This is a genomic window from Paenibacillus sp. V4I5 (assembly GCF_030817255.1).
GTDB lineage: Bacteria > Bacillota > Bacilli > Paenibacillales > NBRC-103111 > Paenibacillus_E.
The window spans coordinates 428960-445179 of record NZ_JAUSZB010000002.1 but is presented as its reverse complement, the minus strand read 5'-3'; the positions used below and the strand labels follow the sequence as shown (position 1 = coordinate 445179).

13 protein-coding genes are annotated in these 16220 nt (G+C 43.3%); all 13 read right to left on the bottom strand.

Features of this window, described 5'->3' with window-relative positions; genetic code table 11:
* Positions 1–8 precede the first annotated feature (8 nt).
* Positions 9–3401 carry a polysaccharide lyase family 8 super-sandwich domain-containing protein gene (locus QFZ78_RS03970; RefSeq protein WP_307545574.1) on the bottom strand — a complete coding sequence of 1131 codons (3393 nt, stop codon included), beginning with the start codon at positions 3399–3401 and terminating at the stop codon, positions 9–11.
* A gap of 110 nt (positions 3402–3511) precedes the next feature.
* Positions 3512–5605: a heparinase II/III domain-containing protein gene (locus QFZ78_RS03965; RefSeq protein ID WP_307545572.1), complete on the bottom strand. Its 2094-nt coding sequence runs from the start codon at positions 5603–5605 to the stop codon at positions 3512–3514.
* Positions 5602–7257 (bottom strand): response regulator transcription factor, encoded by a 1656-nt coding sequence (locus QFZ78_RS03960; RefSeq protein WP_307545570.1) that lies wholly within the window; start codon positions 7255–7257, stop codon positions 5602–5604. Before QFZ78_RS03960 ends, QFZ78_RS03965 begins: the two co-directional genes overlap by 4 nt.
* 526 nt (positions 7258–7783) lie before the next feature.
* Positions 7784–8551, bottom strand: coding sequence for a hypothetical protein (locus QFZ78_RS03955; protein ID WP_307545568.1), 768 nt, complete (start codon positions 8549–8551; stop codon positions 7784–7786).
* A gap of 223 nt (positions 8552–8774) precedes the next feature.
* Positions 8775–9374 carry an SMI1/KNR4 family protein gene (locus QFZ78_RS03950; protein WP_307545566.1) on the bottom strand — a complete coding sequence of 200 codons (600 nt, stop codon included), beginning with the start codon at positions 9372–9374 and terminating at the stop codon, positions 8775–8777.
* Between the two features lie 706 nt (positions 9375–10080).
* On the bottom strand, positions 10081–10536 hold the full coding sequence (locus QFZ78_RS03945) for a DinB family protein (protein ID WP_307545565.1): 456 nt from the start codon (positions 10534–10536) through the stop codon (positions 10081–10083).
* 51 nt (positions 10537–10587) lie between these two features.
* The gene (locus QFZ78_RS03940) at positions 10588–10929 is read right to left on the bottom strand and encodes an immunity protein TriTu family protein (RefSeq protein ID WP_307545563.1); all 342 of its coding nucleotides are present in this window, start codon (positions 10927–10929) and stop codon (positions 10588–10590) included.
* A 189-nt stretch (positions 10930–11118) separates the two neighbouring features.
* Entirely contained in the window at positions 11119–11652 is a 534-nt protein-coding gene (locus QFZ78_RS03935) for a hypothetical protein (RefSeq protein ID WP_307545561.1), read from the bottom strand.
* A gap of 72 nt (positions 11653–11724) precedes the next feature.
* Complete coding sequence (locus QFZ78_RS03930; protein WP_307545559.1) at positions 11725–12171, bottom strand: hypothetical protein; 447 nt, start codon at positions 12169–12171, stop codon at positions 11725–11727.
* Positions 12172–12515: 344 nt separating this feature from the next.
* Positions 12516–13742 carry an immunity 26/phosphotriesterase HocA family protein gene (locus QFZ78_RS03925; RefSeq protein WP_307545557.1) on the bottom strand — a complete coding sequence of 409 codons (1227 nt, stop codon included), beginning with the start codon at positions 13740–13742 and terminating at the stop codon, positions 12516–12518.
* Positions 13743–14304: 562 nt separating this feature from the next.
* Complete coding sequence (locus QFZ78_RS03920; RefSeq protein WP_307545555.1) at positions 14305–14895, bottom strand: hypothetical protein; 591 nt, start codon at positions 14893–14895, stop codon at positions 14305–14307.
* 149 nt (positions 14896–15044) lie between these two features.
* Positions 15045–15419 carry a hypothetical protein gene (locus QFZ78_RS03915; protein WP_307545552.1) on the bottom strand — a complete coding sequence of 125 codons (375 nt, stop codon included), beginning with the start codon at positions 15417–15419 and terminating at the stop codon, positions 15045–15047.
* Positions 15420–15689: 270 nt separating this feature from the next.
* Positions 15690–16022 carry a GNAT family N-acetyltransferase gene (locus QFZ78_RS03910; protein WP_307545550.1) on the bottom strand — a complete coding sequence of 111 codons (333 nt, stop codon included), beginning with the start codon at positions 16020–16022 and terminating at the stop codon, positions 15690–15692.
* Positions 16023–16220 lie beyond the last annotated feature (198 nt).

Sequence of the window (16220 nt, the reverse complement as noted above, 5' to 3'; positions counted from 1 at the left end):
TGTTCAATTTATGGCTGGATAATAAGAACAGGTCGTACCGATGCATCCGACTTCTCTCGGGAGCCATACGTAATATCCCCGGCAGAGCCCACGTCGGTTGGTGAAGAAATACGCAGCGAAATGAGATGATCTCCGGCTAAAGCAGTTTGAACCTGGCTGGTGACATCGATTTCAACAGGAACCCCCACAACCATCCCGCTCCAAGTGCCCAGCATTGTGCCAGAAGCCGGTTTATTATTCCACGTTAAGGTCGATTCTCCCCAGCTGTTGTCGCTGACGAGCTCCGCCTGATTCGTCGTCAAGGACGAACCGACGCCTGTCGGCACCAACCTGACTTTAGCGCTGGAGATTGTGCCAGTGATGGCGGATACATCAAATTTAACATAGCTTTCCCGTGTGAATCCAGATGTGCTGTTCTTCGTCACGAGTCCGGTTGCCGTGCTGTAGTTAACTCCCGCATAGGTTCCGTTGCGCACATAGCTGTCGGCTGCCGCAGCGACGCTAATCGGCTGCACGATGACAAGTACGGGACGTTTCGCAGGATCAGTCTGCTCTTTCGAACCATAAAAGGCGAAACCTTGGGTCCCCTGATTAGTCGGCGCATAAATACGCAGTGAGAGTTTTTTATCGCCGCTCAAAGCGCCCTGTACTTGAGAGGTCACATCCAGCTCAATGGGTATATTTAGCACTGGCGTCCAGGTGCCAATCACAGCGCTTGAAGCAGGCTTGTTGTTCCAGGTGAGCAGCGTTTCCGTCCAGCTGCTGTCACTTACAACCGCTGCTTCATTCGTAATTCCTGCCATGCCGACATTCACTGGCGTCAACTTCACCTTCGCGCTTGCAACAGAGCCCGAGAAAGCAGAGAGATCAAATTGCACGAATCCCTCCCGTGCATAAGAAGCGATGTCATTTTTCACCTCAAGTTGGACACTCGAGCCATAGTTATTAGCTACATAGGTGCCATTGCGCACGAAGGCATCGGACGACGGAGCTATGCCCAGTATTAGCTTTGCGTGCAGCGACTTTCCCTTTTGGCCATTCACCTGTACAGATAGCTTGATTGTAGGGCTAAGCTGAACAACCGTCACGCCTGAATCGGCAGTGACAACGGCGGCTGCGCTCTTATGAAGCTCCAGTTCTATCGTACCTGTATTGGCTTGTGTAGGATCCGAAACGCCCAGCTCAATTTCGCCGCCATTCTCTACAGCCATGACCGAAGCCTTCTTGTTGCTGGTCAAATACGGGGCGCCGTCAACGGAAACCGTTGTAACCGCATCGCTCCAGAAATTGGCGCCTACCGCACCGATCGTCGTTTCTTGAACAGCCTGCACGTCGGCCGTGTTGGCCAAAATCGTAAAGTCCGGATTGGCCGCATAACTCGCAACCTGAGCACTCGACTGATTAGGCAAGATCGCATACGCATATTGTCCATTAGTCGGGTTAGCGCCATGATCCTGCCAAAGCGTTAAGAAGTTTTTGGTGAGCACCGTAGTATCCAACGTTTTGGCGTACGTATTGACGCTGTCCCAGCCTCCGGTTCTCGCTTCACGAAGTCCTTTAATCGTCGTACCGCCTGGGAAAAAGTAGCCGATATCAGAGCCTGCCGATTGACCGGCCAGATGCATCCAATTCACGCCAGTCATCATTTCCGACCAGCCGAGCGCCGAGGATTTCGCACTGCCGTTTACTGTGAGCGCATTGTCGCCGGCATCGTTGATTTTCCGATTCTCCATAATCGTTTCAATCGCGCGATTGTCCGTGCTTGTAATACCCGAACCGAGCGCTACAACTTCATTGTCAAACATAAACCAGGATTTTTTAGCTGTGAGCGTACTGCTCCACGCGTCTAACTCCATGCCGGATACGCCATATTGGTTCGCTGCGCTTGTGCCGCCGACCCAATTATTAGCGCTTTTGTAATTGCTCCCCGAGCTGTCCGCACGCGTTCTGACGTCCACAGTTGTTCCCGGCAGCCGGTATTTATCCACGAGGGCCCAATACTCGTCACTGTACTGCCCCAAATCATTGTTATATAAATAGGTCATGCCTTCGCCGGTGTACCAGCCCTTCAGGTTTTCCAAGTTAATCGATTCATAGTTGTATATCCGGCTCGAGGACATGCTAAGCGCAAAGCCAAAGCCCGGACGCAGCTGAACCGCACGATCCATGGACGGATACTGATTATACTTAATTAATTCCCCTCTCGAAATTATGGATGTATCGTTGAGGATCTGCTTGGCTAACCCCAAATGATAAAGGGTCGCATTGGTATTGAAATTGTAGTACGTATCCTCCTGCAGCCAGTATTTGACCATACTTTTCAATCTTGCTGCATCCGCTGCCGGGGCGAATTGCGTCATCTGAAGGATCGGTGCCATCACTTTGGCACCTAGTGCATGATCTTGGGAAGCCCGTCTGGATATTTCTCTCCCCCGGGACATATCCATCATGGCTCCCTTATAGATGAGCGGTTCAAACGAATCATAGATCCAGTTATACAAATTTTGTGCAGCGGGAGTCACGACCGCCCACGTCGAGCCATTTAACAAATAAATAAAAGGGACGATCGTTTCCAGCAGCGATTTACCATATCCGCCTGTATATGGGTGAGCCGTGTGCTGGATGAACGAACCGTCTGCATAAAACCCGTCGCCCGACGTCACATAAATAAAGACATCCGTCAGCGCATCACGCGAAGAAGCCAATTTGGCACTGTCTTTCACAATCATTCCGCGAATGCCGACTGCGGTCGCTTTCCACACCCGGTTTGCTCCCGTCGCCGTGCTTCCGTTCGTTATGGTAGCGTCGGGTGCGAATTGATTAATCGCTGCCATATAGTTCGTTTTCTGCGCAGTCGTTAATTCGGTGTATAGGACGACAGTCATATTGTTCAATGTTAACGGGACGTTAACTTCCCAATCGAACCAATTACCGACTATGGAGGCGGAAGCATTATATTTGTTCGTATACATCCAATCAAGACCGCTGATAATATCGCTGAGCAAAGCAGCGTTCTGATAGTAAGCCGATCCATGCCTCGCATACCCTAAAGCCAGTGTATATAATCGGCTGTACGTAATCGACATATAGCTGGATTTCGTCAAATTATCGACCGAGGTGTCATTGAGATCACTCCATAAATACGTTCGGCTGCTCGACTTTTCCATACTGTCCCATGTCGATTGCACAAGGGTCGATTGTTCATTCAGCTTCGTTATGACATCGGGATCCGATTCCGAGTAGGCTCCCCCGAGTAGATAGGATCTCCACTTTTCCCTTAGTCCGTCATACTCGTCATCCGCATAAGCCTTGCCCACTGGTACGACCGAGGTCACCAAGAGGCTCACGAACAACAAACAACTCAACACAGCTTTCAGTAAGGTGCTGCTCTGCAATTTCATGCCTTTTCCTCCCTATATGTGTAATTGAAAACAGAAAACGTTTTCATCCTCAGCATACATAAAATCATGACGAAAGAAAGGAGAAAAAAGCACGATTAAAGTACGGAAATTCAACTGTGTACGGCTGAAACGATGGATAACTCGTTTGAAATTGTGTATTCATGACAGAATTGGAAGTTTCTAATGAAAAACTTCCAATCCTCAGTGCCCGATTCAACTTCAAGCTTCAGAGTGTCTTGCTGAACCTGCTTCCCATAACCAAAAACATTGATGATCACAACCGTTCCCTGCGTCTTAATTCGCTCTACGATAGTTGTGCGCCGCTTCGTCGGCGGGTTATCAGGGGTTTGCGCCATATAAAGCCCTGCATCATGCGAGCACCAAATCGAATGGCACATAGGACCAGCTTTCACTGTCCAAGTCAGCGTTTCCGATGAAAGCAGCGGTTTCGACCGCTTTTCCTGAAAAAGCTCGGAATCCAAACGGCTTAGCGGTTCACTGGCAGGCTGCCATTCACTTGTTTCGTTCAGCTTCCCGCTTACGTGATAAATCAAATCGATTTCTCGTGCATCCGGTACGTGAATGGTCACGAAATCGATCAAGTACTGCTCATGCAGCAGATTCAGTCTGCGAATGACGGCGCCCTGATAAGCCTTTTCGTCCCATGGGCACATTTCCTCCGGCAGGATTGTTTTCTCCTTTAAATAATAATCGCTTTGACGCCAATCCGCTTCACTGACAACCCAGCTTCCCCAAGTCTCTTTCTGAAAGGCCACTCGGGTTGCATCAACCGGCGACTGATCGCAGCCGTCCAAGCAAATTGTATTATGCGAGTAGGTATGCTTGTACCAGGCATAGTGCATCGGCACACCATAAGCTGTCGTCCCGATATCCTCGAAAATCGGCGTATCCTTGCACCCAAAAGATAAGCCCAGCCGGTCCATATGATCATGCTCACCGCCAAAAGGGCTGTGCTTAACAACCAGATAGGCGCCATTACCTTCGACTAGCATGGTTAACCCGCTTCCTGAGAAGGAGCAGCTTGCGGCTATCGTATACGCTAAAGTCCATTTCCCAGTTTCTGTCGCATCCTTTTGCAAATCACACCCATACATCAGCGCAAATAGGGAATTGCGAGAAACAGCGGCAAACCGTTCTCCTGCGAGAAGCGGCTCTTGTATGATTCCATAGGCGCAGCGTAATAGTTCCAAATAGCGAGGGTCCCCATACCAGTTATAGGCAAGTTCATAGTAAGGAGCATAAGTAAACAGACTGCTGACGGAGCTTGCATCATTTAATCTCGGAAACGATCCGTCCGGTAAAATAAAATCGAGCGGAAAGTCAAACATGCTCCGGAGAGCAGGATGCTGATGCAGATCCCATTTGGTATTTTCAACAAGCATGCTGTAGTAAAGAATCGAATCAAAGGCATAATAATGATAGGTAAAAGCCCCTTCGTACCAGAAGCCATCTGGCAGCACGCCTCTTTCTAGCTGATCCAGCAGACCATACTCGCCCTGTAATCCTGCATTCGTAACGTTCTCATCCTGCAGCACAAAGCCCAGCATAGCGATCGCCGATGTAATTAACACGGCGTGATTGTGCAATTGGTTTTCCTTATGCGCAATGAGAAAGGCTGCGCAGCTCCGAAATAGTCTGTTCTGTATCGTTCTTCGATCCTCTTCGGAAATGCCTTCTTCTATACATCGGTAAGCTAAAATGAGATCAATAATCCAATGCGCTTCATCCAGCGTCTGGGCAAAAAGTTTTCCCGGACCATTATAGGGGATGTCACCATGGATCTCATAGCATTCATAATGCGCTGCATATTGCAGCAGCACATCTTGGACAAGCGTTCGCCATGCTTCGTGTCCGTCCATCCGGCTCGCGAACGCGACTTTTTTCATACCAACGCCGATCCCAGCATGACGGAGCGAAACCCAGGCGCCGTTGAAGGGCTCGCCGGTCCAGACTTTACCGCAGACCGGACATGGATGCTGAAGCGGTCGCTGCGGGTCGAATGACAACCGGGCTCCGTCCTCCGGGCAGTAATAGTAATGCCCCCAATTCCCCCGCTCGACAGCTCGAATTTCGATCGGCAAGCCTGCGGCTTCCTTCGCTGCCTGTCGCAACGCTTCGGCTGCCGCCTTGAGCTCCGGTTTTTCTGCATTCTCTCTTCCTATGCTCCAGCGGATCTCGTTCATGAACTCGACACCTCTCCCTGATGATTAGTGCTCACGGGTTTGCCTAAATAATGCTGTTTGAATTCGGAAGGGGTCATGCCGACCTGCTTTTTAAACACATCGCTGAAATATCTCCGCTCCACAAACCCCAGCGTATCGGAAATTTCTTGCACATTCAGATCATCAAGCAGCATCGCTTTCGCCCGCTCCATCCGCTCTTGTGTAACAAACTGATTGAACGTCGTTCCGGTATGCCGCTTAAACAAATTAGCAAAGTAACTTCCGCTTAAATGCACCTGCTTCGCGCAATGATTGACGGAAAGATTCATATGCAGGTTGCTTCGCATGTAAGCGACCGCTTCGTCGATGACCTTCGCTGATTCCGTCGAATACTTACCTGCGATTAATCGGCAGCCTTCCTCCCCCAGCTCCTTGATCTGTCTTTGCAAGTCCTTCAAGGAAGCATGCTGCGCCTGTCTCATTTCTCTGGCGTTCGATTCAATGGCCGACAGCTCGTCTTGCTGCAGCTTTTCCTGGAACACGCGGAGCATCATATAGCCAAGCTCATTCAACGTTTTTTCAATCGTTTCCGGCTCAGGTAAAGGGATTGTCCCCATCAGCTCGGCAAAGAGCTCTTCCAACATCGCCAAGGCTTGCTCGCGATTTCCCGATCTTAACGCATAAAACAGCTCTTGCTCTTTCGCTAACGCATAGCGTGGCAACTGAGGCTCTGAACACGCGATGTCTCCATACACAATCACGCCGTTGCCTCCCGTATAAAAATGGTAAGACAATGCGCTAATCGCTTGCCCATAGGAATCCGGCACCTCATGAATGCCATTTACGCATTGTCCAACACCGATCGAAACGGTGAATTTCGTATATTGGGCAATATGCTCACAGCACTTTTCAGCCAGCGAAGTCCCGCCCAAGTCTTCAGTAGCATTAAAAATCGCCACAAAGCGCGAATTCGTTTCACGGAATACAATGCATTTTGTATAGACTTGAAGGGTCTCCTCCACGATATTTTGCAGGGAAAACCGGATCAACTCAACGTCGTGCACAGGAAGCTTGCCCAAATTCTCATGAAATTGATCGATCTCCATGACCATGATGACTAGCCGCTCCGGCGCTACTTGAATTTGGAGAAAATCCCATTTCTCTCTTATGTTTTCCTCACTTGTCCGATGATGAATCAGCAGATTGAAGTACTCCTGCCGCAAAACAGGCATGCTGTCTTTCACGCGCTGCTCTAAATATTGCACTTGAACCGCCTTCACCCGCTCCACATCAAGCGCACGCTTCGCTTTCAGAACCGCTTGTTCAATTTGCTCCAAAGAGAACGGCTTTGTAATAAAGTCAAAAGCACCCAATTGAACCGCTTTTTGTGCATATTCGAAGTCATTATAACCGGTAAGAAGTATGATTTTGCTATCAGGATTCATTTCTTTCGCTCGTCGGGTAAATTCGAGTCCGTCAATGATCGGCATTCGGATATCGGTGACAATGATACCGGGGCGATGCTGTTCAACAAGCTTTAGCCCCTGTTCGCCGTTTAACCCCGTTCCGCACACATGAATGTTGTGACGTTCCCAATCAATCTTGGTCGAAATGCCTTCGATCACACTTGCAATATCGTCGATGATGCACATATCGATCGTTGATTTTATCATCTGTCTGAAGTCTCCTCGCGAAAAGTAGTATAGCCTCATAAAAAACTTCTTCTCTTTAATTTATCAAGTTTAGCCAACCCTGCGAAAGCCAAAAAAGAAAGCAAAAGGGAAGAAATGCAACTATTTTTGCATTTCTTCCCTTCTCGCGCTTGCTTAATCAACTCCATCGCCTTTGTCAATCCCGCCGATCCGTACTCTTCTTGCTTTATACATCTGTAGAATTTGCAACATCATCCTTACCCCGCCTGCTCCTCTAAATGATTCGCACATGTCCAAAAGCAAGCGGAGTATGATCCAAGTTCCCATTTGATAGCCGCTCTCAAAGAGAAATTGCGATTCACTGCCGTAGTAAGACAGGTTTGCTTCACAAATAATAAAAGATATTCAATTATTCGCGAACCAATGACAAATTACCTTTAACGCTATTCAACTAAGCTGCCCGTTAGCACAGCAGGCCACCGAGTTTATAATCGGCAGCCTGCTTGATCTTTGTTATGGAACTATCGTTTCCGTTAGTTTAATCGCTTCATCTCATGGATTCCGCAATTTTAATTAAATCGTTAACTGTAAATTTTTTCTTCAAATATTTCTTATTACCGATTGCCACAGTGTAGTGCATTCCTTCTTTTTGAAATCTTATTTCATAACCTAAGTCGAACCTTGTTCTATATAGAACTCTTGTTCCATCTTTCAATGTATGAAATTGATCGTCTTTCCCTTTATACCTCTCCAACCCCAAAGTTACAGGTTTGATATGTATCTGAAGAAAACCGTTTATAGACTCGTTTAGGTATCGCAGTACCAGTCGCTCATGTTCATATTCAATGTTTCCACTAAAATGGGTAATTTTGAACGGAAATTCTGATGGCACTAATACTTTTCGTTGATACAAATTTTGGTAATTTTTGATAAGCCTTACTTCATCTATTAAAGGATTTGCACCATCAAAAACCGTTCTAATTTTTGTGATTTTATTGTCTTCAACCGTCAGTTCCCAAACAAGTGCAAGTCGTTCACCACCTAGTTCTTCATCCCAGAAATTTGCCAACAAAACCTTTACATGATTTGTTGGGGATGCGACTAGTTGATAACTCTTTATCGGGCTATTTTCTCTAATTTCAGGTAGTTTGACTCCATTAGCCAGACACGTTTGTGCTAAAATATTATCTTTCTTCCAAACTGCTTGTGCGAATTTTACTGCAACATCAGAATCGTCAAGAGCCTCTGCAATCTCAGAGGAGAAAAGAAAACCTGCAAACACCAGGAGAAATAAAATCAACCTTTTTATATGCATTTTCATCACCCATGGTTACTTTATCCAAATTTATGGGTACGTATGTACATACTCTTCAATTCTGGATACTTTTCCATGCTATTTTGCCCGTTCAACGAACAAGAGCAGGTCGCTTCCGCGCCTGCTCCTGTTGTTATCATTTCACTATCGTTTCTTCGTTAGCTTAATTCGTCAAGCCTACATAGACTAATCCAACGCTAAATAGCTTGCTTCATTAGCGTGATTACTGTTTTTCACTTTTGAACTTTTCAACCAGTTTTAGAAATTCAGGTGTCGTCTTTACACTAACAATACCAAGATCCTTGGGTAGATTTTCATCCTCTTCTATTTGAAAACTTAGGATAAACTCCGAGAATGAATTTGCTATTAAGTAAACATTATTCCATAATTCTTCTTCTGTGGGGTCGAAGTGTTCTTGGTCATGATCCCAAAAGTAAATTTTTCCCCATCCATTCTCAGTAACTCCAATGCAAAGTTGATCCCCACCTGTAATATCCGCAAACGGTATCATGCTTTCAGGCATTCGCCCTAGATAGCGTTCGATATTAGTAATTAAATCATTTTTGTCATTTTGCAAGTTATAAAAATACCCCATTCTCCCTCGTTCATTGTGCTTTGGAATGTTGGTTAATTGTGAATAGCTTATTTGATGGTTATAGTTTATTATCCCATATGTCAAAAGAAATTCTTTATAATCTTGAGGCAAGTGAAACCCATATTTCTGCTCAAATGAAATAATTAAATTACCAGAGTGAATACCACTTTCACTAGTGATGCCTACCTCTAATAATTTCTGTTTTACTTTTTCAAAACTACTCTGCATCTTTATTCACTCCACCCATATAGAGACATTTACTGGGAATATCTTACCACAAATTACTTATACTTAACTACGTTATCCTGCCCGTTAGCGCAATGACGGCTGCCCCGCGGCTGCCGTTTTGTGTTGAACTATCGTTATCCGTTAGCAGAGTAAACTTTAACTTTACCTCAACTATAATTAAAGTCCCTTGTGTCGAGACCTACTATATTCCCTAATCATTAAAATGCCCGATATAAGATATAGAACTGAAGTAATTCCAAACAATTTAAAAATACTCGGGGTCATGGCGGTATAAATGCTGATAGGAAGTGACCAGACAAATGCAATCAACATAAGGGAAGGCTTTTTGATAATGGACGCAATCAGCGCTACACAAGCTGGAAAAAAAAGCGTAAATAATGTATTTATCAAAACGTCATTATCAACATTCTCATGAGTGTACGGATTATAAAAGGTAAATATAAACCAAAGTATCATTGAACAAACTGAAGATGATAACCCAATGAGCCTCGTTATTTTCATTTTCCATCCTCCTCCTTTTAATACATTACCATAATATAGGAAATAAGGAGTTATAAATTCTTTGAACTAAACTGCCCGTTACTTCAACAAATTCAAAAAGGAGCCGCTAAGCAAGCTCCTCCACTATCGTATCCGTTAGTTTAATGCCAATCCCATTCCGAGTAATGGTGATTATTAGGCCCTGTTAGAGCCTCGCGAACGTGATGTAATCGACTTGGACTGGCTCTGCCGATTCGATCAGAAGTGCCCGGTTGATCTGTCCCCGGTGATATTGCCCATGTAAGAGGACCTGCAACAGGATGTCCCGGACGGACGTTCGGAACGGAACCCCGCTCTGGTTCGCATAGTCGATCATCTCGTCCAACTCGGATTCCTCGAGCCCTTCGATATAGACGCGATATTGCTCGGCGTTTTCTTCGAACATCGTCCGGATCACCGTCATGTCTTCCGCTTCCTCCCACAACGAATATTGCGCGCTGCCCTTGCCCTGCAATCGGGACAGCCAGACTCGTTCCGCGACCGCGACGTGCCGAACCAGCTTCAGAAGGTCCTTGCTCTTCGTCTCACTCTCCTCGAGCGCGTCCAAGATGCGTCCGTCCGCCCAGTACAGGTGGTCCATCATGCACTTGATCGTCTTCATTTCGGTTTCCCCCTCTTCGTCTCATCGATTACTTGAACCTACTGTTTTGCGTTAGTTTAACGATTTTTTGGCATCAGGTTTCAATCCTGTTTGCAGGACATGAAAATACTCAGCTAATATTTCGTCAAAATTGGGTTCAGCAGGTAACTTCTCAATATATCTCCATAAAAGCATTTCTTCCGTTGCAATGTGAACAACCTCATACTCCATCTGTGCAGATTCCCAGACAGTAACCTGACCCAAACATCGTTCAGATTCATTAATTATGCCAGTAGACGGGTCAGGAACACTGCTCTCAGGAGTATTATGCTTCACATATTCCGTAGAAATAGATAAATATGCTAAATCACTCTTATTCGATTCCACCCATAGCTTAAATTTATCTCGAATCATTTTACATTCTCCCTTACCTTATGGAGTAAACATATCAAATCGAGATAACAACTGAAATACATTGACTGAAAATATGGCCTTGTTTCACGGCGCTGCCTGTTAAAGCAACTTCGGCAACTGATATCTTGGCCGGTTGCAGTCGTGTTAAGATTGAGCTATCGTTACTGTTTACTTTAATAAGCCGATTGCTTATTTGAGAAATATTTCAAGCTTTGTTTTAAAGACTTCAATATCGTGATTAGCCTTAAGTCCATTTTCCCTTCGTAAATCATTTATTTCTGCCAGTTTAATAATAAGTTGCTCAGTAATGAGTCGGATATTTCCCCTAGAAAATAGATGCTTTTTATAAGTGGACTGTTCTGCACCCCAAATTACAATATCGTCTTTATAATGAACATCAATATAGAATCCTCCACAACCAAAAATGCCACAAGAGCAAGTGAACATAGGAAATTTCCCTTGGCTCGTTAGAGAATTATAAAACTCCGTGACGACAAATACTTCATCCTCATCTTCATTAAGCCTAATATCATTGATATAAAGATATATTCTTTCGTTTATTACAGGAGTCAATATCCTTTTGTGTTTAGATACGTTTATATACTTTTTTGATACATCCACGAAAACTTTAACTGTTAATTTATCATAATCTTTTTTCTTGAAAGTCCACACATCACTTACCGCCCTTAATTTAATACCCAATATATTCAAGGCATTTACCACGTTATCCTGCCCGTTAACGTAACGAAGCTACCGATCGTGCCGGCAGCTTCGTCATTCAACTATTGTTCACCGTTAGAGCTCAATGACCAATGGTGATACTTTTGAAATGTCCAATCTTAGCAATCTACCTGTCGTTGTATCAATATAGGCATAGCCCATAAAAAAACGGAAACAAAGCAAACCATCACACCATTTTTCTGAAAGGTCTATTCCCTTGTAGTTATAAGAATTTAAAACACGAAAGTAATACAACTTTGCCCTATCTCCTGTTTTTAAATTATTGATAAATACTGTTCTTGAACCCTCACTATTACTTAAATTATCCATTTCCGGTTGTGAAGTTTCGTCTGTGAATGTTATATTTCTGATTTCAGTTCTCACAATATTGACTTTTGCATTAGGCAGATATGGTGAAATGGCTCTAACGACAGTATGATTAACATAATATTTGTATCCAACATAACCAAACCAAGTAATCGCAATTGCCACTAAAAGTATCAGTATCTTTTTGTGCTTCAAAGTTCGACTCTCCCAAACTACATAAAATCATTCTTTCATTAAAGCAATAATACCATATACTGGAACAAACGTCTTTATCGTATCGCTTCAAATTTCACTCATAGTCGAGCGGTTGAAGTGCTATGACCCTTTCATCATTCAAACAACTTCATTTTGATGAAAACCACTCCCCCACCTCTAACTACATAACAACATCAATAAGCGTTCCACCACGCTAAACTGCCCGTTTGTTCAACGAACAAAGCAGACTGCCGAGACAGTCTGCCTAATTTCACTATCGTTACCCGTTAGCTTAATCAACGTTGCAATCAAGATTAGCTCCACGGATTACAGGAAGCCTCTCTCTAAAACAACTTGTAATTTGAAGATACTAAGTCAATATATTGTTGCCGAGTATAGCCATTGTGCTGCAGATTAAAAGTATCGAGATCCATCTCTTCCGGAAATCCAAACCATTCATAGACTTTTTGTCTCTTCTGAAAATTGTTCGGGTGAAGCAGGTCACTCCACTCACCAAATTGTGGTTCACAATTAAGCACCCTTAACAGCTCATACATGGGAAGACTTAATGCTACCCCGCGGTTGCTGAAATCACACTGCGGCCTATCCTCTAAAGTTGTTTTAATTTCTTCCATATCTAAGGCCTTGTCCGCGATTGCTGTACCGAGTCCCCATGAGAAGCGCAGTACGTGGGGACCATGATTTTTTCTTAAGAAACTCAGGTGCATGGGAAAATCAATATCTTTCTCTTCGAGCTGCTTATGGCCCACAATGTCATGCGTTCCCCAAATAATATCCCCATCAGACATAAATTCTGCACGCAATAAAGGGTAAGAGCATATGTCTTCAAAGGGTAAATCTTTATCTGTCGTCTTTAGTTCGTAAAATCGAAAGAGTATTGGCACTGTCATCAGAGAGTTCCAGTTGTGTTCAGCAGGTAATAAGGGTGACAATTTCTTTTTCTCACCTATGATTAAAGCGAATCCGTAATGCGCGCGATCTATCTCGAATCTAAAGATATCTCCGGGCTTGTATTTGATCGTTCGATGTGGCATTGTTCTCATCCTCTCCACTTTATTGAAATAATCAGGCGGACAGGTTTCAATATAATGTGTAATCCAATGCCGAAGCTCGTCGAGAGTATGAAGGTTATCGTCCGAATCAATTGGCAGGTTGATGTGATTTCTAGGATTATACGCATGTATGCCAGAGCCTAACCTTTCACTTGTCAGACGGAAACTAACTGTACATCCAGATGGGGTTGGAGCAATGATATTAGTTGGCGTAATTTTCTTTTCCTTGCCTTTTTCTGTTTTCGGTAAGATGGTGGTCCGATTCTTCGTAGCCATGACCGTATCGAACTCCGTGTAGTGAAACCGAAAAAACGGATCAAATTTGATCACTTTTCGTATTACGTCCTCTTGATCATAATAAACGGTCGTTCCAGATTTAACTTCAACCTCTTCCCACTCGTCACGCACCGGATCTAAGCCGAAATAAGGCCGCTGTTCATTCGTTAGCCGAAAGGTTAAAAACTCTTTCATCTCTAATTCGTCCATGCTGATCTTCATCTTTACTCCCTCTCATCTGTTAAGGTAGGCTAACTAAGGCAATCATACAAACCTCACCCGATGCTTATAAATCACCCGCTGTTCAGCGGCAGTGGTAGATCCATATTCCGATTTACTACTCAGGATAAATTCGATATGCTAGCCACTTCTTATCCACCTTTTCAGCCTCCACCCAAGCTCAATAAACCACTACACTTATTTTACCATGATTGATAACTAAACTGCCCGTTACTTGAATAGGCTGCCTAATTGCCCGCAGCCAGTTTTTATTATTTCGTTATCGTTCTCCGCTCGCACTTACTGAGCAAAAACGACTACACTAATGAAGAGAATAGCTGCAAAAAAACTGAAGTCGTGAATATGAGTATGTCACTCTTATCTTTGTTTAGAATTGCTCGAATTGTACTTAAGAAAAACAACATAAAGAAAAAGGATAATAAAGCTAAGGCAATATCCACTTATTTCATCCCTCCGTTCTAAGTATTCTTTCTACCAATTATATAAGGATCTGCTTCCATGTCACTCTTGAACTCTCGTTTCTCGTTAGTTGAATCATAAGTCTTCATCGAAAGAATATTGACTCCAGCTCCAATGACCTATCTTTTGTTCCTATAGATAACTCTTCCGTAATTTCCCTCCATTGTTGTGGATCAGGAACGGATTTACCTCCGCCTAATGCATCTATCCACTGCTTATGAATGTCATGCATGACTTGGATTTGTTTTTCTAGTCCTTTAATCTGAAAAGTATCGGTATCGGGTAGCAGTACCTTATTATCTAAGTATTGTGTCATCGTATACGCAATCACCGCAGGTTCCATTGAAAACTTCTCTGAAGGTTTTCCCGAGCGTTGGATTACCAAACCATGTAGATCACTGTACGATTTCGAAAAAGTAAGGGTCCCTTCCCGTAGTGTACGCATTTCCTCAATAGGCAATGTTTCGCCAGCGACTAACCGCTCAATCAATTTAACGTTATCGTGGGCCGCTTTGAACAAAACCGTTACTTGATTTCCTAACATCGCGTCGTAATTGCCTTCGTATCGGACAACCTCCTGCCGGGTTACAATCAACCCCCACGACACAATTATTAATACAATAAATTCTGATAAAGCGATGAATAACCAAAATCGCCGTTTCCTCAACATTTGCAAAGTTCAACACCTCCCCTTGATGGGAATTTTGATTTATAATATACCATAAATTGGATCTATCTGCTGCCCGTTAGTTGAGAAAAGGCAACCAGTCGTCTGACCGGTTGCCTTGATGCTAACTTGTTTCCCGTTAGCATAATAAGAATATATTATCCTTCACGCAAACCTAAATATCGTATTTCTTTGTTGTCAACAATTGCGATATAGATATCGCCTTTTTCAACAGGTTTATATATTAAAGTTCCGACTGGTAGTTTGGTAGCAATATAATTCTCGAATTCACCACTTTCTTTAGTTTGCTTCTTAATCTCCCCGACTTCTTCACCTAATGTTAATTCCAGTTCATTTACCCACTCACTATCTTCTGCATTACTATATATAATGCCATTTAACATAAAAATATCTGCATCTTTATTATTTGTTAAAATATCTTTAGCAGTTGGATTTCCTATATATCGAGAATTACAAGAAGCAATTATAAAAGTGATGGACAGTATTCCAAAAAGTAAGCACAATTTTCTCATTTAAATCCCCCTTTTATTTTTTGACGTTATGAATATTAAAAAAGTTTCTCGCTTTTCCACTATCCTGCCCGTTACTTCAATGAACAAAAAAGTGACCCACAGCAACGGGCTGGGGGTCATAATTATTTATATTTTAAAGGGGGTCAGTTTTATTATAGGCTTGATTCATTAAAGCTATATGAAAATAAGATTTCATTCTTGTTACATTTATTCAGCTAAAGTTCCTCGTTAGTTGAATCAAGCAGTTACCTCTACTAATTACTACTATATTTATGAATATTTATTAGCTAATAAGTAGTGGAGATTTTCTTTTACATTTGGCCATTCTGAATCAATAATGCTATAAAAAACATTGTCATGAATTGAACCGTCCGATTTTATTCTGTGATTGCGAAAAACTCCTTCCTTTTTGGCCCCTATCCGTTCAACAGCTCTTTGTGATCTTAAATTTTGGCCACTAACAGAAAACTGCACTCGGATAACCTTCAGTTCTTCAAAGCAATATTTAAGCAGCAGATACTTACATTCTGTATTTACACTTGTTCTCCAAAAATCGGGAGACAGCCACGTCCATCCTATTTCGATTGCCTTCCAAAGTACCATTGGTACTTGTTTGCATCCCGATCTACTCTCCTTTAGTTTAGCTTACCTACAGCTTGCTCCAAGTATAAACCACCGCAAATAGCAGATCAAATATAAGTGCAGTTTTACTTGTTAATAATTTCAGTAAATGTCTTTTTATAATGATGTAATCTTACCGATAAATAAGCTGTTAATTTGCCTTACATCTAATACTTTCAC